Origin of the sequence: Micromonospora sp. HM134 (assembly GCF_007833915.1) — a bacterium.
Classification (GTDB): Bacteria; Actinomycetota; Actinomycetes; order Mycobacteriales; family Micromonosporaceae; genus Micromonospora; species Micromonospora wenchangensis.
The window spans coordinates 6,252,657-6,272,274 of the sequence record NZ_CP041061.1; the positions used below are offsets into that span (position 1 = coordinate 6,252,657).

Consider the following 19,618-nt stretch of genomic DNA (forward strand, 5'->3'; position numbering starts at 1 on the left):
CGACGTCCCGGCCGGGCGGGGACGTCGGCGGGCGGGCCGGTCAGTAGGTGGTGGACCGGCGGAGCCGGATCCAGCGGTAGCCGTGCCCGCCCAGCTTCAGGCTGTCCAGCTTGCCCACGTCGCCGTAACCCCGGTCGGTCAGGACGTCTATCGGCAGGTCCGCCTCGGGGGCCACGCTGCTCAGGTCCACCTCCACGTCCTCGGTGCCGAGGTTGTGCAGGAAGACCATGGTGCCGGTCGGGCCGTCGGCGCGGTGCGCGAGGACCCCGGCCGGCATCGGCACGTCGATGTGCGTGGTCGAGCCGGAGCCGATCTCCGGGGCCTCCCGCAGCGTCCGGATCATCCGCTCGAACCAGGCCAGCAGCGACGTCGAGTCGCCCCGTTGGGCGGTGACGTTGACCTGCTGGTAGCCGAAGTCACCCTTGTCGATCACCGGGCGGATCAGCTTCTCCGGGTCCGCCGTGGAGAAACCGCCGTTCTCCTTGTACGACCACTGCATCGGGGTACGGATCGCGTTCCGCCCGTCCAGCGCGAGGTTCTCGCCCATCCCGATCTCCTCGCCGTAGCGCAGCACGGGCGTGCCGCGCAGCGAGAACTGGAGCGCGTACGCCAGCTCGATGTGCCGGCGGTCGTTGCCGAGCATCGGGGCCAGCCGGCGCCGGATGCCCCGGCCGTAGAGCTGCATGTTCTCGTCCGGGCCGAACTTCGCCAGCACGTCGTTGCGCTGGTCGGCGGTGAGCCGGGACAGGTCGATCTCGTCGTGGTTGCGCAGGAAGGTCGCCCACTGGCCGCCGGTGGGCAGCTTCGGGGTGTCGCGCAGCGCGTCGATGATCGCCTCCGGGTCCTCCCGGGCGAGGGCGAGCATCAGCCGGCCGTTGAGCATGAAGTCGAAGAGCATGTGGATGCGGTTGCCCGAGCCGCTGCCGTCGCCGAAGTAGACCGGGAGCTGGTCGGGTTCGACGTTCGCCTCGGCCAGCAGCACCGCGTCGCCGCGCCGCCACTGCACGTGCTGGCGCAGGTCGGTGAGGAAGTCGAAGTCCTTGGGCGCGTCCGGGTTGCCCGGCTCGGTCTGCTCGATGATGAACGGCACGGCGTCCATCCGGAACCCGGAGACGCCGAGCTGGAGCCAGAACGAGGTGATCTTCTTGATCTCGGCGCGGACCTTCGGGTTCTCGACGTTGAGATCCGGCTGGAACTTGTAGAAGCGGTGGTAGTACCACGCCTTGGCGGTCCGGTCGTAGCTCCACGTCTCGTGCTGCTCGCCCGGGAACACCATGCCCTGGTGCCGGTCCGCCGGCTCGTGGTCGGCCCAGACGTACCAGTCCCGGTACGGCGAGTCGGGCGAGGACCGGGCGGACTGGAACCACGGGTGCTGGTCGGAGGTGTGGTTGACCACCAGGTCGATGATGACCCGGATGCCCCGGTTCTGCGCCTGGTGCAGCAGCTCGGCGAAGTCACCGAGGGTCCCCAGCCGCGGGTCGACGTTGTAGAAGTCGGTCGCGTCGTATCCGTCGTCCTGGTTGGGCGAGGGATGGATCGGGTTGAGCCAGAGGCAGGTCACCCCCAGCCGCGCCAGGTAGTCGAGCCGGCCGATCAGGCCCCGGAAGTCACCGACCCCGTCGCCGTCGGAGTCCGCGTACGTGTCGACGTCGAGGCAGTAGACGACGGCCTCGGAATACCACCTGTCACCCATGCCGGCCTAATGTCTCCGGTGCGCCGACGCCGCAAACGCGAACCCCGTTCCGTCGTCCGTCGGCGGCCACCGCGCCGACCCGGGACGGGCCGACCGGGGTACGGTCCGGGGATGGCTGCGCATCCGACGGACGGCTCCCGCACCCTCGACTGGGACGAGGGCCGGTGGCTGCACCCACCGGTACGGGTGGACCGGGCCGGCGACGGCGCGCTGCTGGTGGAGCCGGCCGCCGGCAGCGACCTGTGGCGGCACACCAGCTACGGCTTCGTCCACGACGACGGGCCGGCGCTGCTCGCCCCGCTGCCGGCCGACGGCGCGGTCGAGGTGGACTTCCTGCTCGACTACACCGAGCAGTTCGACCAGGCCGGAGTGCTGGTCCGGGTGGACGAACGGAACTGGATCAAGGCCGGGGTGGAGGTCAGCGACGGTCTGCCGCAGGTCGGCGCGGTGGTGACCCGGGAGGTCTCCGACTGGTCGGTGGCGCCGGTGCCGCAGTGGAGCGGCCGGCAGGTGACCGTGCGGGCCAGCCGCGGCGGCGACGCGCTGACGGTGCGGGCGCGGGTCGCCGACGAACCGTGGCGGTTGGTCCGGCTGGCCCCGCTCGACCCGGCGGCGGTGGCGCTGGCCGGGCCGTTCTGCTGCGCGCCCAGCCGGGGCGGGCTGACCGTCCGGTTCACCGGCTGGCGACAGGGGCCGGCGGACCGGGCGCTGCACCCCTCGGACTGATCCCCGGCTCAGTCGGCGCCGTCGACCGTTCGGCACGACGGCGCGGTCGCAGCGTACGGCCGGGCCCGGCGGGCGGCGGCCGACGGGGGTGGGCTCACTCACCGGAGGGTGTAAGTGGTGGCCGGCTGGGTACCACTGTCCGATCCCGCCGGCCCGCTGGAAGGACGCCCATGGCTCTCGCCGAGAACGTCGACCCGAACCAGTTCACCGGGCTGACCGGATGGGTGGCGGGCGTCATCGACTCCCTCGGCGCGGTCGGGGTCGCCTTCCTGGTGGCGCTGGAGAGCATCATCCCGCCGATCCCGAGCGAGATCGTGCTGGCGATGGCCGGCTACCTCGCCGCCGAGGGCCGGTTCAGCCTGGTGGTGATCGTCCTCGCCGCGACGGTCGGTTCGCTGGTCGGCGCGCTGGTGCTCTACTGGCTCGGCGCGGCGCTCGGCGAGGAACGGCTCAAGCGCTGGCTGGACCGCATCCCGCTGGTCGACCGGGACGACCTGGAGAAGGCCGACCGCTGGTTCGAGCGGCACGGCCGGTGGGCGGTGCTGATCGGCCGGCTGGTGCCGGTGGTGCGCAGCCTGGTCTCCGTCCCGGCGGGCGCGAACCGGATGCCGATGGGCGAGTTCGTGCTGCTCACCACGCTGGGCAGCGGGGTGTGGAACGCGCTGGTCGTCGGCCTCGGCTACATGCTGGGCTCGCGCTGGCAGGACGTGGAGAAGTACAGCGACTGGTTCAACTACGCCATCTTCGCGGTCTTCGCCGTCATGCTCGTGAGCTGGGCCAGCAAGAAGATCCGCTCCCGGCGCGACCGGAACGACCGGGGTGACCGGCGGTCGGTGTCCGCCGACCACTGACCGGGTCACCGCGCCGGCCCATCCGCGCGGGCCGCCCGGCGGCGAGGGGCCGCGAAGACGGCCCGGCCGGGGAGCCGGCCGGCCGGGGACCGCCACCCGGTGGGGCCGCCGGACGGGCCGGCCCCACCGGGCGGTGGTGTTCAGAACTTCGCGGTGATCGAGGTGAACTCCCAGGTGCCCTGGCTGATGCCGGAGCAGTTGGCGACCACTCCCCCGTCCGGGCAGGCGCGGTCCCGGTTGACCGACCAGAAGGTGAACCGGGACAGCCCCCGTGCCCTGGCCCAGTCCCGGATCTGCGTCCAGGTGGCCGGCGTGGTCAGCTCCCGCTGGTCGGACAGGCCGTTCATGCCGCTGATGCCCATGTGCGCGTACGCGGTGGCGTCGGACCAGCCGAACGCCGACTTCAGGGTGGTCTTCAGCCCCTCGGCGGCGTTGACGGTGCTCTGGTACATGTCCGCCCCGCCGCCGAAGTCGAACGGCATGATGGTGAAGGTGTCGATGTTCGCCCCGAGCGCGGCGGCCTGATTGACCAGCCGGGTGCCGTAGTACGACGGCCCGGTGGTCGAGGTGCCGAAGGTGACGATCGTCCTGATCCCGGGGTTGTTCTGCTTGACGATCTTCAGCGCGCCGAGGATGCGGTCCTGCACCGCCTCGTTCTCGAACTCGTCGCTGTTCTCGATGTCGATGTCGATCGCCTTCAACCCGTACGCGTTGATCACCTGCTGGTACGCCCCGGCGAGGGCGCTGGCCGACGCGCAGTTCGGGCCGAGCTTGTTGCCGCTCCACCCGCCGAACGAGGGGATGACGTCGCCGCCGGCCGCCCGGATCGCGGCGATGGTGCCGGCGTGCGCGCCGCCGGTAAGCGGGCCGGAACCGTCCCAGGCCGGGGTGCAGCCGCCACCGGAGAGCACGAACGCGATGGTGAACCACTTCACCCCGGTCGCCCCCATCACCGTCGCCGGTGCGGGCGGGTCGCCCCAGCCCGGGTAGAGGTAGGGGGCGGCGGCCATCGTGCCGGTGCCGCCGGTGCAGCCGGTGGTGGTGGCCGACACCGGGGCCGACTTCGCCGACTCGCTGGCCGCGTTGTACGCCGTGACGGTCCAGCTGTGGGTGGAGCAGGCGGCCAGCCCGGAGACGGTGGTCGAGGTGCCGGTGACGGTGGCCTTCACCGTGCTGCCCTCGTAGATCCGGTAGCCGGTGACCGTGCCGGAGACGGCGTTCCAGGCCAGCGTGGCCGAGGACGCGGTGGTGCCGGTGACCCGCAGCCCGCCCGGGGTGGCCGGGCCGGTCGGGTTGCCGGGGCCGCCGCCGGTGCAGGACCCGCCGTTGACCGTGCAGTTGGTCGGGTCGCCGGTGCCCGCGACGACGAAGCCGAAGGTGGTGCTGGCGCCGGGGGCGAGGCTGCCGTTCCAGCTCTGGTTGAGGGCGGTGACGTGCTGGCCGGAGCTGCTCAGCCGGGCGTCCCAGAACGAGCCGACGGTGCTGCCGGACGGCAGGTCGAACTGGACGTTCCACGAGCTGATCGCGGTCGAGGTGTCGTTGGTGACGGTGAACTTGGCCTCGTACCCGCTGCCCCAGCTGGCGGTGCGGACGAAGGCGGCGGTGGCGGCGGACGCGGCCGGCGGGGCCACGAGCGTGCCGGTGAGCAGGGCGGCGGCGAGCGCGACGGCGAGGGTGGCCGCGCGGGGGGTGCGGAGTCTCACGGGTGGCCTCCAGTGGACCGGGGCGGGGGCGTCAGGGGTGCGACCGGTCCGGGTGCGCGGGCCGGTGGACGCGGTCCGGGGGTGGGACCGCCGGGACGACCGGGAGGGCATCCACGGTCGTCCACGTCCGCGCCTATTATTAAGACTCTTAACTGTTAATGTCCAGAGCCCACCGACGAGGGGGCCGCACCGGTGCGGCGCGACCCCCTCGCGGCCCGGGTCAGCGACGGAAGGTGAACCAGTTGACGTTGACGAAGTCGGACGGCTGACCGCTGCTGAAGGTGAGGTAGACGGTGTGCCGGCCGGTCACCGCCGACACGTTGCCCGGCACCGACCGCCAGCTCTGCCAGCCACCGGTGTTGGCGACGGCGAAGCTGCCGATCGGGGTGGCGGTCGGGCTGTCCACCCGTACCTCGACCAGGCCGCTCACCCCGCCGGCCGCGCCGGAGGCCACCCGGGCCAGGAAGTCGCGCGGGCCGCTGCTGCCGAAGTCCACGTTGTCGTAGCGGGCCCAGTCACCGTTGCGCAGCGCGGCGATGTTCTGCCCGCCCTCGGCGCACGTCTCGACGGCCACCCCGTTCTGCCCGGAGAACGCCTCGGCCTGGATCGTCGAGTAGGCGTCCACGGTGCCCGACGGCGGCGGCGTGGTCGGGGCCGGCGTGGTGGGGGTCGGCGTCGGGGTGGAGCCGCCACCCCGGCGGTAGACCGCGACGTAGTCGACGAGCATCGGCCGGCCGGAGACGGTCGACCCGGTCGGCGTGACGGCGCCGGCCACCCCGTCCGGGAAGGAGCCGCCCATCGCCACGTTGAGCAGCAGGAAGTAACCGCCGTGACCGGTCATCTGCGCCCAGTAGGTGGCACCGACCTGGGTCTGGGTCACGGTGTGGAACAGCTGGCCGTCGACGTACCAGCGCAGTTGCTGCGGGCTGACCGAGGTGTCCCACTCGGTGCGGTAGGTGTGGAACGCGGCCTGGCAGGCGCTGCCGGGGCAGACCCGGGTGGCGCCCAGCCCGCTGAACTCGTTGCACGGACCGCCGGGGGCGACCCCGCAGTGCAGCGCGCCCCAGACCTGGTTGAGCCCGTTGACGTTCTCCATCACGTCGATCTCGCCGATGCCCGGCCAGTTCTGGTAGTTGCCCCGGTAGGGCGCGCCGAGCGCCCAGAACGCCGGCCAGTAGCCGGCCGCCTGGGCACCGGTGACGTTGGGCATCTGGATCCGTCCCTCGATCGCCAGCACCCCGCCCGACGGGGGCTTGAAGTCGGTGCGCACGGTCTCGATCCGGGCCGAGGTCCACCGGCCGCCGGAGTCGCGCAGCGGGGTGATCCGCAGGTTGCCGGACCCGTCCTGGGCCAGGTTGGCGGTGCTGCCGGTGTACGTCTGGATCTCGCCGGTGCCCCAGTTGGCCGGGCCGCCCGGGTAGCTGGTGCCGGTGTCCACGATCCAGTTGGCCGAGGACGGCAGCGTGCCGGCCGAACCGGTGAAGTCGTCGCTCCACACCAGGCTCCACCCCGACGGCGGCGTGGGGACGGCGGCCTGCGCGGCGACCGAGACGCCGGTCAGCGCGGTGGCGGCGGCGAGCGTGACCGCCAGGGCGAGCCGGCGGCGGGGCCGGCGCGGGGCGGTGGGGGCGACCGGAGCCGCCGGGACAGCGTTCATCGGGATGCCTCTCTGGGGGGACGGGAGCAAGAGAGCGCTCTCTGAGCGGTTTTCTACGCTCCCGCCCCACCACTTGTCAACGCTCGTCGATGGCTCCGGCCGGCACCGGTCGCGGCCGACGCAACAGCACGTGCTCGGCCACCGTCCACCCGGTGGTGGTCACCAGGTAGAGCACCGCCGCCAGCGGCACCACCAACGCCAGCAGCACCGTGCCGTACGGCAGCAGCGGCAGCACCCGGGCCAGCAGCGCCGCCCCCGGCTGGTCGGCCGGGACGGCGGCCGACGCCGCCGCCCGCCGGGACAGCACCGTGGCCAGGCCGGCCAGCGCCGCCAGCAGCACCCCGAACACCAGCAGCACCGACGGGGTCAGCCCGTCGCCCAGGTGCCAGCCCAACGGCACCCCGGCCAGCCGCGCGTCGAGCAGCCCGCCGGCACCGTCCCCGGTGCCGAAGAGCCGGTACATGACCAGGAAGAACGGGGCCTGGAGCAGCGCCGGCAGGCAGCCCGCCACCGGCGACGCCCCGGCACCGCGGTAGAGCGCGAACACCTCCGACTGCAACGTCGCCGGGTCGCCCGCGTACCGCTGCTGGAGCTGGCGTAGCTGCGGGGCGAGCGCCGCGCGACGCCGCTCCGCACGGACCTGGGCGACGGTGAGCGGTGAGATCAACAGCCTGACGGCGATGGTGAACAGCACGATCGCGACGGCGGTGGCGACCCCGCCGGCCAGCGGCGTCAGCAGCCCGGCGAGCCAGCCGACGACGGAACCCGCGGCGGCGGCCGCGTCGTGCACAGGTGAGAAGGCGAGCATGGGGGAACCCCTCGGTCCGATTCCGGAGGTCCGCACGCGACGGTGACCGGCGGCCCGTCAGGGGCCGCCACAAGTCCGCGTGGGACGGATGGCGACGGAACCGGTCGGGGGTCGGCGGCGCGCGGGCTCAGCCCGCGACCGGGGACCAGCCGACCGGGAGGGGACCCCCGGGTGCCCGGGGGCGGGGCCGGCCCGCCGCGTCCGGATCGACCTGCCGGGGTACGCGTCGACGCCGGGCCCGGTCGCGCAGCCCGACCGCCCGCCGCCGCCCGGTGCCGGGGCCGGACGCCGACCGGGGCCGGGCCGCCAGCAGGACGACGAGCAGCAACGCGGCCGCCACCGCAGCACCGGCCAGCAGGTCACCCGGCCGGTCCGCGAGCAGCGTCAGCCCGACGAGCGCGTACGCCCACAGACCCGTCACCACCCGCAGCCCCGACACGCCCGCCAGCCTAGGACCCGCTGTCACGTCGGACCGCCGCGACGGCGTCGGCCACCGTCCCCGGCCGGTCGACGTGCAGCAGGTGCCGGGCGTCCCGGAACACCTCCTGCCGGCCAGCGGGGAAGCTCGCCGCCAACGCCGCGTGTCCCGCCCGCCAGGCCGCCCGGCCGGCCGGGGTGGGCACGTCGCCGAGCGCGGTCAACACCCGCACCGGCAACGTCGGTGCTGCGGTCACCGCCCGCAACGCCACCAGCTCCGCCGCCACCGCCGGGTACGCCAGCCACTGCACCAACGCCCCGACCAGCACCGCCCCGCGGCCGTACGCCGCCGCCTGAGCCGGGTCGGGCGGCCGGACGCTCATCCGGCGCACCGCCCGACGCCACGCCCCCGGGCCGCACCGGCGGGCCAGACCGGACCGGTCGAGCGCCCCGGCCAGCACCGGCTCCCCGGCCGCCACCGTGCCGGCCGTCCACGCCGACCACCACCGCCACCGGGCCGCCCCGGCCGGGTCCACCAGGCTCGGGTCCACCAGCACCAGGCCGGCGAGCCGCCCCGGATGCCGCCGGGCGTACGCCTCGGCGGGCAACGCCGCCGCCGAGTGCGCCACCAGCACCGGCCGGTCCAGCCCGGTCACGGCCGCGTCGAGGCGGGCCAGTTCGGCGGTGAGGGTGGGCACCCGGGCGTCGTCCGGCCGGTCCAGCCGGCGCACCCGGTACCCGGCGGCGGTCAGCGACGGCACCAGCAGGTCCCAGGTCGCCGCCCCCTCCCCCATCCCCGGGCAGAGCAGCACCCCCGGCCCGCCGGCCCGCGCCGCCGGGTCGCCGGTGGGCGGGCCGGTCACCGGGGACGCTCCGGGCCGGGGCCCCGGCGGGCGACGGCGGCGGTGAGCAGCAGCCAGCCGGACAGCCCGGTGAGCTGGACCCGCTGCCACAGGCCCAGCCCCCACTCGGGGTGCAGCGTGGCGACCAGCGTCCCGACCGTGCCGACCGCCAGCACCACCGCCACCGCCAGCCCCACCCGGCGGCGGGCCGGGCCGCGCAGCACGGCGAGGACCGCCACCAGGCTGAGCAGCGCGCCGGCCACCGCCACCGAGGAGGTGACCGTGTGCGCCTGGTGCCGCCAGGACAACTCCCCCAGCTCCTCCAGCCGGGCGCAGCGGGCATCGATCGAGGGGGCGCAGTCCATCGAGGTCCAGCCGCCGTCGACGGCGGTGGCCACGCCGAACACCAGCAGCCCCCACCAGGCCGGCCGGGGCACCTCCCGGGCCACCCGGGCCAGCAGCAGCCCGGCCACCGTCGCGCACAGCCCGGTCGTCACGTCGCCGAGCTGGAAGACCAGGTGGTACGGCTGGTCCCGGGCGGCCAGCTCGCTCAGGTAGCTCTGCACCGGCCGCAGCCCCGGGTTGAACACCGGGGCGAGCAGCCAGGAGGCGTAACAGACCGCCGCCAGCGCCAGCGCCACCGCCGCCCCGGTCCGGGCGGCCCGGCGTCCGTCGCCCCCACGGCGGGCCGGCGGGTCCGGGGCGCGGTGCGGGCGGGGGCGGCTCACGACGACTCGCGGACCATCGGGAACGGCAGCGTCTCCCGGATGGACCGGCCGGTCAGCAGCATCACCAACCGGTCCACGCCCAGCCCCAGACCGCCGGTCGGCGGCATCGCGTACTCCAGCGCGGTGAGGAAGTCCTCGTCCAGCTCCATCGCCTCCGGGTCACCGCCGGCCGCCTTCAGCGACTGGGCGGTCAACCGCCGCCGCTGCTCGGTCGGGTCGACCAGCTCCGAGTACGCGGTGCCCAGCTCCATCCCGAACGCCACCAGGTCCCACCGCTCGGCCAGCCGGGGGTCGGCCCGGTGCTGGCGGGTCAACGGGGAGACGTCGGTCGGGAAGTCCAGGTAGAACGTGGGCACGTCGGTACGCGCCTCGACCAGTCGCTCGTACAGCTCCAGCAGCAGTTCGGCGCGCTCCCACCCCGGGTCGTACGGCACCTGAGCCGTGTCGGCGAGCCGGCGCAGGGTGGCGGTGTCGGTGTCGACGGTCACCTCCTCGCCGAGCGCCTCGGAGACCGCCTCGTGCACCGTACGCACCGGCCAGGGCCCGCCGATGTCCACCAGTTCACCGGTGCCCGGTCGACGGGCCAGTGGAGCCCCGTGCACCGCCACCGCCGCCGCGACGATCAGCTCCCGGGCCAGCTCCCGCATGTCGTGGTAGTCGGCGTACGCCTGGTACGCCTCCAGCACGGTGAACTCCGGGTTGTGGCTGAAGTCGACGCCCTCGTTGCGGAACACCCGGCCCAGCTCGTACACCCGCTCGACGCCGCCCACGGCGAGCCGCTTCAGATACAGCTCGGGGGCGATCCGCAGGGTCAACCGCAGGTCGTAGGCGTTGCTGTGGGTGACGAACGGGCGGGCGTTGGCACCCCCGTGCACCCGTTGCAGGATCGGCGTCTCCACCTCCAGGAAGTCCCGGGACACCAGGGTCCGCCGCAGGCTGGTGAGGGTGGCGCTGCGGGCCCGCAGCAGCTCCCGGGCCTGCGGGCTGGTCGCCAGGTCCAGGTAGCGGCGGCGGACCCGCGCCTCCGGGTCGGCCAGGCCGTGGTGCTTGTCCGGCAGCGGACGCAGGCACTTGGCGGTGAGCCGCCAGTCGGCCACCCGGACGGACACCTCGCCGCGCCGGGTGGCGTACACCTCGCCGGTCGCGCCGACGTGGTCGCCGATGTCGACGGTGGACCGCCACCGGTCCAGCTCCTTCTCCAGCACCAGTTGCAGGTCACCGCTGCCGTCGCGGACGGTGACGAAGCAGACCCGGCCGTGGTCGCGGACCAGCAGCACCCGCCCGGCCACCGAGACGGTCTCCCCGGTGCCGGTGTCCGGGGCCAGCCCGGCGTGCCGGGCCCGCACCGCCGCGCACCCGTCGGTACGCGGCCACCCCACCGGGTACGCCTCGACGCCCTGCGCCCGCAGCCGGTCCAGCTTCGCCCGCCGGACCCGCACCTGCTCGGGAAGCTGCTCGTGCGCCGGCTCCGGGCTGACCGCGTGCACGGTGGCCGCGTCCGGCGGCACGAACCCCACCCCGCCACCGGCCGGCGGCGCACCGTACAGCGGGGACGGCCGGCCGCCGGGCAACGCCACGAAGCCCTCCGCGACGGCGGCGGCCAACCCGACCCGGGCCAGTTCCCGCCGCTCGCCGAAGCACAGGTAGCGGGGCGTCCAGTGCGGCTGGTACTTGGCGTTGGACAGGTACAGCGACTCCAACTGCCACCAGCGGGAGAAGAACAGCAGCGTACGCCGCCACAGCCGGATCACCGGGCCGGCGCCGATCCGGGCACCCTGCTCGAACACCGACCGGAACACGGCGAAGTTCAGCGACACCCGCTCGACGCCCAGCCGGGGGGCCACGCCGAGCAGCGCGGCCACCATGAACTCGGTGACCCCGTTCTCGGCGGTGCGGTCCCGGCGCATCAGGTCCAGCGACAGCCCGTTGCCGCCCCACGGGCTCAGCGACAGCAGCGCCCGTACCCGGCCGGTGCCGTCGCGGGCCTCGACCAGCACGCAGTCACCGTCGGCCGGGTCGCCGAGCCGGCCCAGCGCCATCGAGAAGCCGCGTTCGTGCTCGGTGTCCCGCCAGCGGGTGGCCAGGGCGGCGAGGTCGGCCAGTTCGTCCGGCGGGATGTCGGCGTGCCGGCGGACCCCGGCGGTGTAGCCGGCCCGCTCGACCCGGTGGACCGCCTGCCGGACCGGGCGCATGTCCCGCCCGCCCAGGTCGAACTCCCGGGCCAGCAGGATCGCCTCGTCGCCCAGTTGCAGCACCTTCAGCCCGTGCCGGTGGTAGGCGCGCGCGCCGGCCTCGCTGGCCCCCATCACCGCCGGGGTCCAGGCGTACTCCCGGGCCTGTTCCAGCCACGCGGTGATGGCCGGACCCCACGCCTCCGGGTCGCCGACCGGGTCGCCGCTGGCCAGGCTCACCCCGTTGACCACCCGGTAGGTCAGCGCCGCCTTGCCGCTGGCCGAGAAGACCGCCGCCTTGTCCCGCCGGGTGGCGAAGTAGCCGAGCGAGTCCCGGTCGCCGTAGCGGGCCAGCAGCTCCCGGATGCGTTGCTCCTCGTCGGGGTGCAGCACGGCGGCGGCGCGCTGGGAGCGCAGCAGGGTGAACAGGCCGGCCAGGAAGGCGACCGCGCCCATCCCGCCGAGCAGCAGGTTGACCCAGCCGGGGGCCTGGCCGTGCCGGGTGACGTCCAGGGTGATCGCGCCGCCGAAGACCTTCTCGATGGCGTACCCGATCCGGTCCAGCCAGCTGTGCAGGCTGCCGGGCACGGCGGTGAGCAGCAGGTAGCCCAGCCCGACGGCCGCCGCAGCGAGGCCGAAGAACACCCCGAGGGCACGCCGGGTGCTGCCGCTGCGGACCCGGGCGTAGAACTCCCGCCGGGCGGCCAGCAGCAGGGTCAGGGCGGCGGCGGCGAAGCCGATGCCCACCCAGACGCCGACGGTCTCGATCATGCTGAACAGCCGTCGGCCGGCGTCGTCGGTGAGCTGGTCCGCGCCGACGGTCACCAGCAGCAGGCCGGTCAGCACGCCGACGACCAGGCTGAGGATGAAGTAGACGACCAGCACCCAGTACGCCAGCCGCTTGCGGCGCAGCACCGCCGCGGCGAGGGTGCCGAGGAACACCGCGTACGCCAGGTTGGCCGGCGCCGGCACCAGCAGCGTGTCGATCATGGTCCGGATCGGCTGGAACTCGGCGTTGGCCGCGCTGCTGACCGCCGCCAGCGCGCAGATCGCGGCGATGAACCACAGCAGCGCCGCGAACATCCGGGGCACCTGCCGCCGCCAGTCCCGCTCGGGTGGCCGGGCCGGGTGACCGGGCCGGCGGACCGGCGAAGGGGGCGTCACCCGGGACACCGTCGTCGGGGTCACCTGACCTCCCTCACGTCGCCGCCCCCGACCCGCCCGGTCGGGGCGGGGGTGCGGTTCGGCACCGGTCGGCGGACCGGGCCATGGTAAGCATCCGGCGCGACGACGCGCCGTGTCGCGTTTTCTCCGCCGGCCACTCTGGGTAATGCGCCGGACAGCGCGTGGCGAACCCGCCGCGACCGGGACGTGGACGGACGGTGATGGCGATGACCAGTGGGGTGGCGGCCGGGGCGGTGGCCCCGGAGCGGACCGGGCCCGACCGGCTCACGGTGGGCGTGGAGGAGGAGTTCCTCCTGGTCGATCCGCACACCGGTGCCGCGGTGCCCGCCGTCGACCTGGTCATGGCGCAGGTGCCGGCCGAGCTGCGCGGGCAGGTGGAGCGGGAGTTCCAGACCAGCCAGATCGAGATCGGCAGCCCGCCCGGGTTGGACCTGGGTTCGATCCGGCACTCGCTGGGCGTGCTGCGCGGCGCGCTGGCCGACGCGGCCGAGCGGGCCGGCGTCCGGGTGCTGGCGATCGGCACCGGGCCGGTGGCGGGACCGGTGCCGCCGGTGGTGGACAAGCCCCGCTTCGACCGGATGATCGCCCGGTTCCGGCTGCTGGTGCCCGGCCCCGGCAACAACGGCATGCACGTGCACGTCGGCGTGCCCGACCCGGACACGGGGGTACGGGTGCTCAACCACATCCGGTCGTGGCTGCCGGTGCTGCACGCGATGACCACCAACTCGCCCTTCTCCGAGGGGGTCGACACCGGCTACGCGAGCTGGCGTTCCGTCGAGTGGGAACGCTGGCCGTCGGTCGCGCCCACCCCCTACCTGGAGTCGTACGAACACTACGAGCGGCTGATCCGGCAGTTGATCGCCAGCGGGGTGATGCTCGACGAGGGGATGCTCTACTGGTACGCCCGGCTGTCGGCGAAGTACCCGACGGTGGAGGTCCGCATCGGTGACGTCTGCCCGTCGGTCGACGACGCGGTGCTGGTCGCGGGACTGGTCCGGGCGCTGGTCGCCACCGCCATGGACGACGTGGCGGCGGGCCGTCCGCCGGTGAACACCGACCACCACCTGCTGGTGGCCGCGCACTGGCGGGCCGCCCACGACGGGTTGGAGGGCGACGGCGTCGACCTGGCCAACGGCGAGCTGCGCCCGGCGTGGGAGCTGGTGGACCGGCTGGTCGAGCGGGTCCGCCCCGCCCTGGAGGCGCACGGCGACCTGGCCGAGGTGACCGAACTGCTGGCCGGGCTGCGCCGGCACGGCACCGGGGCGGCCCGGCAGCGGGCCGTGTTCGCCCGCTCGGGCCGGCTGGAGGACGTGGTCGCCGAGGTCGCCCGGCAGACCCGTGGCTGACCGGTCCGACACCGGCCGGCGGCACGACGGCGACCGGCCGGTCGACGGCCGCCGGGCCACCCGCCGGGGTGCTGCTGGCCGGGGTGCTGCTGGCCGGCCCGGGGGCGACCCGCGCGTGGAAGACTGGGCGTCGTGACAGAGCGGCTGGTCGTCGTCGGTGGGGACGCCGCCGGCATGGCGGCGGCGTCCCAGGCCCGTCGCCGCCGGGGCGTCGACGACCTGGAGATCGTGGCGTTCGAGCGGGGACACTTCACGTCGTACTCGGCGTGCGGCATCCCGTACTGGATCAGCGGGCTGGTCGAGGAGCGGGACGCGCTCATCGCCCGCGACCCGGCCACCTTCCGGGACGACTTCGCCATCGACGTACGGCTGCGCACCGAGGTCACCGGCATCGACCTCGACCGCCGGGAGGTCACCGCCCGCCGACTCGACGACGGCGGCGAGGTCCGCGAACGCTTCGACACCCTGGTGTACGCCACCGGCTCGGTGCCCAACCAGCCCGACTGGGCCGACGGCGACATCGACGGCATCTTCGGCATCCAGACCCTCGACGACGCGGCGGCGCTGCGGGCCTGGCTGGACGCCGACCCGACGCCCCGCCGGGCGGTGGTGGTCGGCGGCGGCTACATCGGGGTGGAGATGGCCGAGGCGCTGATCCAACGCGGGCTCGCCGTCACCCTGGTCGAACGGGCCGAGCAGCCGATGGCCACCGTCGACGAGGACATGGCCGGCCTGGTCGCCGAGGCGATGCGCGGGCTGGGCGTCGAGATCCGTACCGGCGTCACGGTCAGCGGGGTCGAGCAGCGCGACGGCCGGGTGTCCGCGGTGGTCACCTCCACCGGCCCGGTGCCGGCCGACGTCGTGGTCCTCGGCCTGGGCGTACGCCCCAACACCGCGCTCGCCGCAGCCGCCGGCCTCCCGCTCGGCCGGACCGGCGGGGTCCGTGTCGACCGTCGGATGCGGGTGCCCGGGGTGCCCGGCGTCTGGGCGGCCGGCGACTGCGTGGAGACCCTGCACCGGGTCACCGGCATGTCGGTGCACATCCCCCTCGGCACCCACGCCAACAAGCAGGGCCGGGTCGCCGGGATCAACATCGGCGGCGGGTACGCCACCTTCCCCGGGGTGATCGGCACCGCCGTGACGAAGGTGTGCGACCTGGAGGTGGGGCGTACCGGGCTGCGGGAGCGTGACGCCACGGCGGCCGGGTTCGAGTTCGTCTCGGTGATCGCCGAGTCGACGAACCGGGCCGGCTACTACCCGGGGGCCCAGTCGATGACGGTCAAGCTGATCGCCGAGCGGCCCACCGGTCGGCTGCTCGGCGCGCAGATCGTCGGCCGTTCCGAGGCGGCGAAGCGGATCGACGCGCTGGCCGTGGCGCTGTGGAACGAGATGACGGTGGACGAGATGACCGCCCTCGACCTCGGCTACGCCCCGCCGTACGCGCCGGTGTGGGACCCGGTGCTGATCGCCGCCCGCAAGGCCGTCGACGCCCTCGGCCGCTGAAACCCACCACCCCGTATCACTGCCTCGCCGGTAGGCGTCACTTTGTGGAGAGTTCTTGTCGCCAGGGCGACAAGAACTCTCCACAAAGTATGGTCTGCTCGTCGGATGCGGATGCCTGGCGACGATGCCGCCGCCCTCGACTGGTTGCTCTTCACGCAGGCCGGAGTGGTGAGCTGGGCCCAGGCCACCGCCGAACTCACCCCCTCCCGGGTCCGTCACCTGCTGGCCACCGGCCGGTGGGAACGGGTGTGCCGGGGCATCCTGCGGGCCGGCGGTGGCCCGGTGACCGTCGACTAGGCACGATGGGTGGCAGTGCTGGCCGCCGGTACCGACGCCGTCCTGGCTGGTTTCGCGGCGGCGCAGGCGGGGGGCCTGCGCGGGCATTGGCGGCACGAAGCGGTGGACGTGCTGATCCCGTACCAACGGCAGGCCCCTGACCTGCTGCGTCGGCTGCCCCTCGGCATGCCGGCGGTGCGGGTACGACGGACCCGGCAGCTCACCGACGACGACCGGCAGCGGGGCCGGCCGGACCGCACCACGATGGCCAGGTCGCTCCTCGACGCCGCCCAGTGGATGCGCGGCGACGACGATGCGCAGGCGGTACTGGCGGCCGGCTGCCAGCAGCGGCGGGTCACCCCTGGAGAACTCGACGCGGTGGCCCGCCGGTTGCCCCGACTGCGCCGGGCGGCCCTGATCCGGCGGACCATCGGCGACCTGGCCGGCGGGGCAGAGGCACTGTCCGAGATCGATCTGGTCCGGCTCTGTCGTCGCCATCGCCTGCCCCGCCCGGAGTTGCAGGAACGCCGGCGGGACGCGGACGGGCGCGTGCGTTACCTGGACGCCTACTGGCGGCAGTGGGGCCTGCACGTCGAGGTCGACGGCGCACACCACATGGACGTCCGGCAGTGGGCGGCCGACCTGCGCCGGCAGAACGGGGTGTGGATCTCCGGGGACCGCATCCTGCGGTTCACCGCCTTCGACGTCCGCCACCGCCCCGACGAGGTGGCGGCCCAACTGCGCGCGGCGCTGACCGCCGCCGGCTGGCGTCCCTGACCGTCCCGCCTCTCCGGGCGGCTCGACGCGTTCGTTCGTGGCGAGCTGTGGTCGCCGGGGCAGCAACAACTCTTCACGGTCGCCACAATGGGTCGGTGGAGATTCCGGCGGGGTTGTCGTGGGTGCGGCAGACGCCGGAGGGGCGGGAGTGGCTGGCCACGCTGGCCCGGTGGCGGGACGAGTGCGCGCAGCAGTGGTCGCTGCGGCTCGGGCCGCCCTTCCCGTACGCGTTCGCCTCGCTGGCGATGCCGGCCGACCTGCCCGACGGCACCCCGGCGGTGCTGAAGTTGCAGTACCCGGCCCCGGACAGCCGGCACGAGGCCGACGCGTTGGCGCACTGGGACGGCGAGGCGGCGGTCCGGCTGCTCGCCCACGACCCGCAGCGGCGGGCGCTGCTGGTGGAGCGGTGCCGGCCCGGCTCACCGCTGCACGAGGTGCCCGCCGACGAGGCGGTGGACGTGGTGGCCGGCCTGCTGCCCCGGTTGTGGCGGCGGGCGGCCGGGCCGTTCACCCCGCTCGCCGAGGAAGCCATGGGCTGGCGGCACCGGCTGCCCGAGGCGTGGGAGGGTGCCGGCCGGCCGTACGGGCGGCGGCTGGTCGACGCGGCGCTCGACCAGCTCGACCGGCTGGTCGACACCCAGGGCGAGCAGGTGCTGGTCAACCAGGACCTGCACGCCGGCAACGTGCTGCGGGCCACCCGGGAACCGTGGCTGGTGATCGACCCGAAGCCGCTGCTGGGTGAGCGGGAGTTCGCGGTGGTGCCGATCGTGCGCGGGGCCGAGCTGGGGCACTCCCCCGGGGCGGTACGGCGGCGGCTGGACCGGGTCACCGGGGCGCTCGGCCTCGACCGGGACCGGGTGGTCGGCTGGACGATCGCGCACTGCCTGGCCTGGAGCCTGGACGGCGACACGGTCTTCACCAACCAGGTCGAGGTGGCCCGCTGGCTCGTCGACGGCACGTAGGCGCCCCCGCCCGGGTCAGCGTTGGCAGGTGGGGCACCAGTAGAGGTTGCGGCCGGCCAGCTCGCCCCGGCTGACCGGGCCGCCGCAGACGTGGCAGGGGGAGCCGGCGCGGCGGTAGACGTACACCTCGCCGCCGTGCCGGTCGACCCGGGCGGGACGGCCCATCGCCTCGGGCAGGTGGGCGTCGCGGACGGTGTCGATCCGGCCGTGCGTCACCGCCACGCTCATCAGCGCCACCAGGTCGGTCCAGAGCGCCGTCCAGCCCGCCGGGGTGAGCGCCCGGCCGGGCAGCGTCGGCCGCAGGCCGGCCCGGAACAGCACCTCGGTCACGAAGATCAGCCCGGTGCCGGCCACCATCGACTGGTCGAGCAGCAGCGCGGCGAGCGGGGTGGGGCTGCGCCCGATCCGGGCGTACGCGCGGTCGGGGTCGGCGTCGGCGCGCAGCGGGTCCGGGCCGAGCCGGCCGCGCAACGCCGCCACCTCGGGCGGGGTGAGCAGTTCGCAGGCGGTGGGTCCGCGCAGCTCCAGCCAGTGCCCGTCGCTGGCCAGTCGCAGCCGGACCTGCCCCACCGGTACGGGCGGCTCGCCGTCGCCGTCGGTGAACCTGCCGTACAGGCCCAGGTGGACGTGCAGGGTGCGCTCGTCGGCGTAGTGGTGTAGCAGGTGCTTGCCGTACGCCTCGGTGCCGTGCAGGACGCTGCCGGAGATCAGCGCGGCGCCCTCGGTGAAGCGGCCCTGCGGGCTGCTGGCGGTGACCTTGTCGCCGGCGAACAGCTCGGCGTGCCGGGCCGCGAGACGGTGGATGGTGTGTCCCTCTGGCACGGGTGCCAAGGGTAGCCCGCCGCCCCGGCCCCGCCGACGACGGTGCCGTCCGGGTCGCCCGGAGTGTGGTCGATCGACGGACGGGGTACATCCGGGGTGTTCCCGCGTGCCGGCCACCGACCCTTCCGAGGGCTGCACGCATCGACGAGGAGGTGTGATGGTGAACGTTCCTTCCCTCCTGCGCCGCCGGACGGCGACGCAGGACAGCAACGGCGACGGGGTGGTCGACGCGCGTGACGGGCAGCCCGTGGTGACCGACCGGGACGCCGACCGGGCGACGTACCGCAGCGGGTCGCTGGCCACCGACGGCGAACGCGACGCCGACGACGAGCGGCGGGCGGCGGAGCGCGGCGCGCTGGCGCGGGCGGCGACCGCCCGCAGCGCCGTGGACGGCACCCGGAGCGCCGCCGCCGCCCGGTCGACCACCATCGACGACGAGCCGCGTACGCCGACCGACCCGATCCGGGTCACCGACCCCGCGCCGCGTCCGGTGCCGGACCGGCCGGTCGACCGGGACCGGACGCCCGTTCCGCCGCCCCCGCCCGCCGGCACCCGCCCCGGCGACCGGGTGGACACCGACGGGGCCGACCCGCAGCCGCCGGTGGTGGCCGGGCCGAAGCCGAGGACCAGCCTGCTCGCCACCCTGGGTCTGATCGTCTCGGTGGTGGGCGCGGCGTTCGTGCTCACCGGCACGCTGGCCGGGTACGGCATCGCCCTCGGCGCGCTCGGCGCGGTCTGCTCGGTGCTGGGGCTGATCGCGACCCGGCGTCGGCACGTGGCCGGTACCACGGACGCGCTGGTCGGCGTGCTTGTCGGCCTGGCCGCGGTGGTGCTCGGCGTGCTCGCCTTCACCGGTCAGTTCGACTGGCCGACCACCGACGGCGACTGGGTGGCCCGGTTCCGGGAGTGGCTTGACTCACAGTTTGTCGACCGGTTCTGAGGGCACATTTGACCCCGCCGGCGGTTCGCCGGCGACGTTGGACCAGCCGGCTCGCCGGCACCGCCCGACCAGCTCTGGTGGTTCACCAGCCGGGCACCCCACCTCGGGGGCAGCGGTTCGCCGCCACCGAAGCGCACAGGGGCCGTCATCTCCCGCCGGGGTGGCGGCCCCTTCGCCGTACGCCGCCACGCAACGGATCGCCGTCGCGGTT

Annotated in this window: 17 protein-coding genes; 8 read left to right on the plus strand and 9 right to left on the minus strand. The window is 74.6% G+C overall.

The features are described 5' to 3' along the window. Positions 1 to 40: 40 nt before the first annotated feature. Positions 41 to 1,693, minus strand: a complete 1,653-nt coding sequence (locus FJK98_RS27095) for an alpha-amylase family protein (protein WP_145921487.1) — start codon at positions 1,691 to 1,693, stop codon at positions 41 to 43. Between the two features lie 111 nt (positions 1,694 to 1,804). Here FJK98_RS27095 and FJK98_RS27100 point away from each other — a divergent pair, with 111 nt between their 5' ends. Then, positions 1,805 to 2,419, plus strand: a complete 615-nt coding sequence (locus FJK98_RS27100; RefSeq protein ID WP_145921488.1) for a DUF1349 domain-containing protein — start codon at positions 1,805 to 1,807, stop codon at positions 2,417 to 2,419. A 170-nt stretch (positions 2,420 to 2,589) separates the two neighbouring features. Continuing rightward, a complete protein-coding gene (locus FJK98_RS27105; protein ID WP_145921489.1) occupies positions 2,590 to 3,270 on the plus strand; it encodes a DedA family protein in 681 nt (226 codons plus the stop codon). 140 nt (positions 3,271 to 3,410) lie between these two features. On the opposite strand, the gene FJK98_RS27110 is transcribed toward FJK98_RS27105, so the two are convergent. From FJK98_RS27110 to lysX, 7 genes are all read right to left on the minus strand, one after another. Beyond that, positions 3,411 to 4,973, minus strand: a complete 1,563-nt coding sequence (locus FJK98_RS27110; RefSeq protein ID WP_145921490.1) for a cellulose binding domain-containing protein — start codon at positions 4,971 to 4,973, stop codon at positions 3,411 to 3,413. A gap of 220 nt (positions 4,974 to 5,193) precedes the next feature. Continuing rightward, the gene (locus tag FJK98_RS27115) at positions 5,194 to 6,630 is read right to left on the minus strand and encodes a carbohydrate-binding protein (protein WP_145921491.1); all 1,437 of its coding nucleotides are present in this window, start codon (positions 6,628 to 6,630) and stop codon (positions 5,194 to 5,196) included. 76 nt (positions 6,631 to 6,706) lie between these two features. Further along, positions 6,707 to 7,438 carry a membrane protein insertase YidC gene (locus FJK98_RS27120; RefSeq protein WP_145921492.1) on the minus strand — a complete coding sequence of 244 codons (732 nt, stop codon included), beginning with the start codon at positions 7,436 to 7,438 and terminating at the stop codon, positions 6,707 to 6,709. 127 nt (positions 7,439 to 7,565) lie between these two features. Beyond that, a complete protein-coding gene (locus FJK98_RS27125) occupies positions 7,566 to 7,877 on the minus strand; it encodes a DUF6412 domain-containing protein (protein ID WP_240762381.1) in 312 nt (103 codons plus the stop codon). A gap of 10 nt (positions 7,878 to 7,887) precedes the next feature. Continuing rightward, entirely contained in the window at positions 7,888 to 8,718 is an 831-nt protein-coding gene (locus FJK98_RS27130) for an alpha/beta fold hydrolase (RefSeq protein WP_145921493.1), read from the minus strand. Beyond that, the gene (locus FJK98_RS27135) at positions 8,715 to 9,425 is read right to left on the minus strand and encodes a DUF998 domain-containing protein (RefSeq protein ID WP_145921494.1); all 711 of its coding nucleotides are present in this window, start codon (positions 9,423 to 9,425) and stop codon (positions 8,715 to 8,717) included. The genes FJK98_RS27130 and FJK98_RS27135 overlap by 4 nt, the downstream gene beginning before the upstream one ends. Further along, entirely contained in the window at positions 9,422 to 12,784 is a 3,363-nt protein-coding gene (gene lysX / locus FJK98_RS27140; RefSeq protein WP_240762383.1) for a bifunctional lysylphosphatidylglycerol synthetase/lysine--tRNA ligase LysX, read from the minus strand. The genes FJK98_RS27135 and lysX overlap by 4 nt, the downstream gene beginning before the upstream one ends. Before the next feature lie 203 nt (positions 12,785 to 12,987). On the opposite strand from lysX, the gene FJK98_RS27145 reads away from it, so the two are divergent. The 5 genes from FJK98_RS27145 to FJK98_RS27160 all read left to right on the plus strand — a co-directional run bounded on the left by FJK98_RS27145 (position 12,988) and on the right by FJK98_RS27160 (position 17,645). Continuing rightward, positions 12,988 to 14,127 carry a glutamate--cysteine ligase gene (locus FJK98_RS27145; RefSeq protein WP_205789227.1) on the plus strand — a complete coding sequence of 380 codons (1,140 nt, stop codon included), beginning with the start codon at positions 12,988 to 12,990 and terminating at the stop codon, positions 14,125 to 14,127. A 132-nt stretch (positions 14,128 to 14,259) separates the two neighbouring features. Then, complete coding sequence (locus FJK98_RS27150) at positions 14,260 to 15,630, plus strand: FAD-dependent oxidoreductase (RefSeq protein WP_145921496.1); 1,371 nt, start codon at positions 14,260 to 14,262, stop codon at positions 15,628 to 15,630. A gap of 111 nt (positions 15,631 to 15,741) precedes the next feature. Further along, positions 15,742 to 15,927 carry a type IV toxin-antitoxin system AbiEi family antitoxin domain-containing protein gene (locus FJK98_RS34400; RefSeq protein ID WP_240762384.1) on the plus strand — a complete coding sequence of 62 codons (186 nt, stop codon included), beginning with the start codon at positions 15,742 to 15,744 and terminating at the stop codon, positions 15,925 to 15,927. A 9-nt stretch (positions 15,928 to 15,936) separates the two neighbouring features. Next, entirely contained in the window at positions 15,937 to 16,683 is a 747-nt protein-coding gene (locus FJK98_RS27155; RefSeq protein ID WP_240762386.1) for an endonuclease domain-containing protein, read from the plus strand. A gap of 95 nt (positions 16,684 to 16,778) precedes the next feature. Further along, on the plus strand, positions 16,779 to 17,645 hold the full coding sequence (locus FJK98_RS27160; RefSeq protein WP_145921497.1) for an aminoglycoside phosphotransferase family protein: 867 nt from the start codon (positions 16,779 to 16,781) through the stop codon (positions 17,643 to 17,645). A 15-nt stretch (positions 17,646 to 17,660) separates the two neighbouring features. Here the strand turns inward: FJK98_RS27160 and FJK98_RS27165 are convergent, their stop codons facing one another. Further along, on the minus strand, positions 17,661 to 18,467 hold the full coding sequence (locus FJK98_RS27165; protein ID WP_145921498.1) for an Fpg/Nei family DNA glycosylase: 807 nt from the start codon (positions 18,465 to 18,467) through the stop codon (positions 17,661 to 17,663). Positions 18,468 to 18,624: 157 nt separating this feature from the next. On the opposite strand from FJK98_RS27165, the gene FJK98_RS27170 reads away from it, so the two are divergent. Continuing rightward, positions 18,625 to 19,407: a DMT family transporter gene (locus FJK98_RS27170; RefSeq protein ID WP_145921499.1), complete on the plus strand. Its 783-nt coding sequence runs from the start codon at positions 18,625 to 18,627 to the stop codon at positions 19,405 to 19,407. Positions 19,408 to 19,618 lie beyond the last annotated feature (211 nt).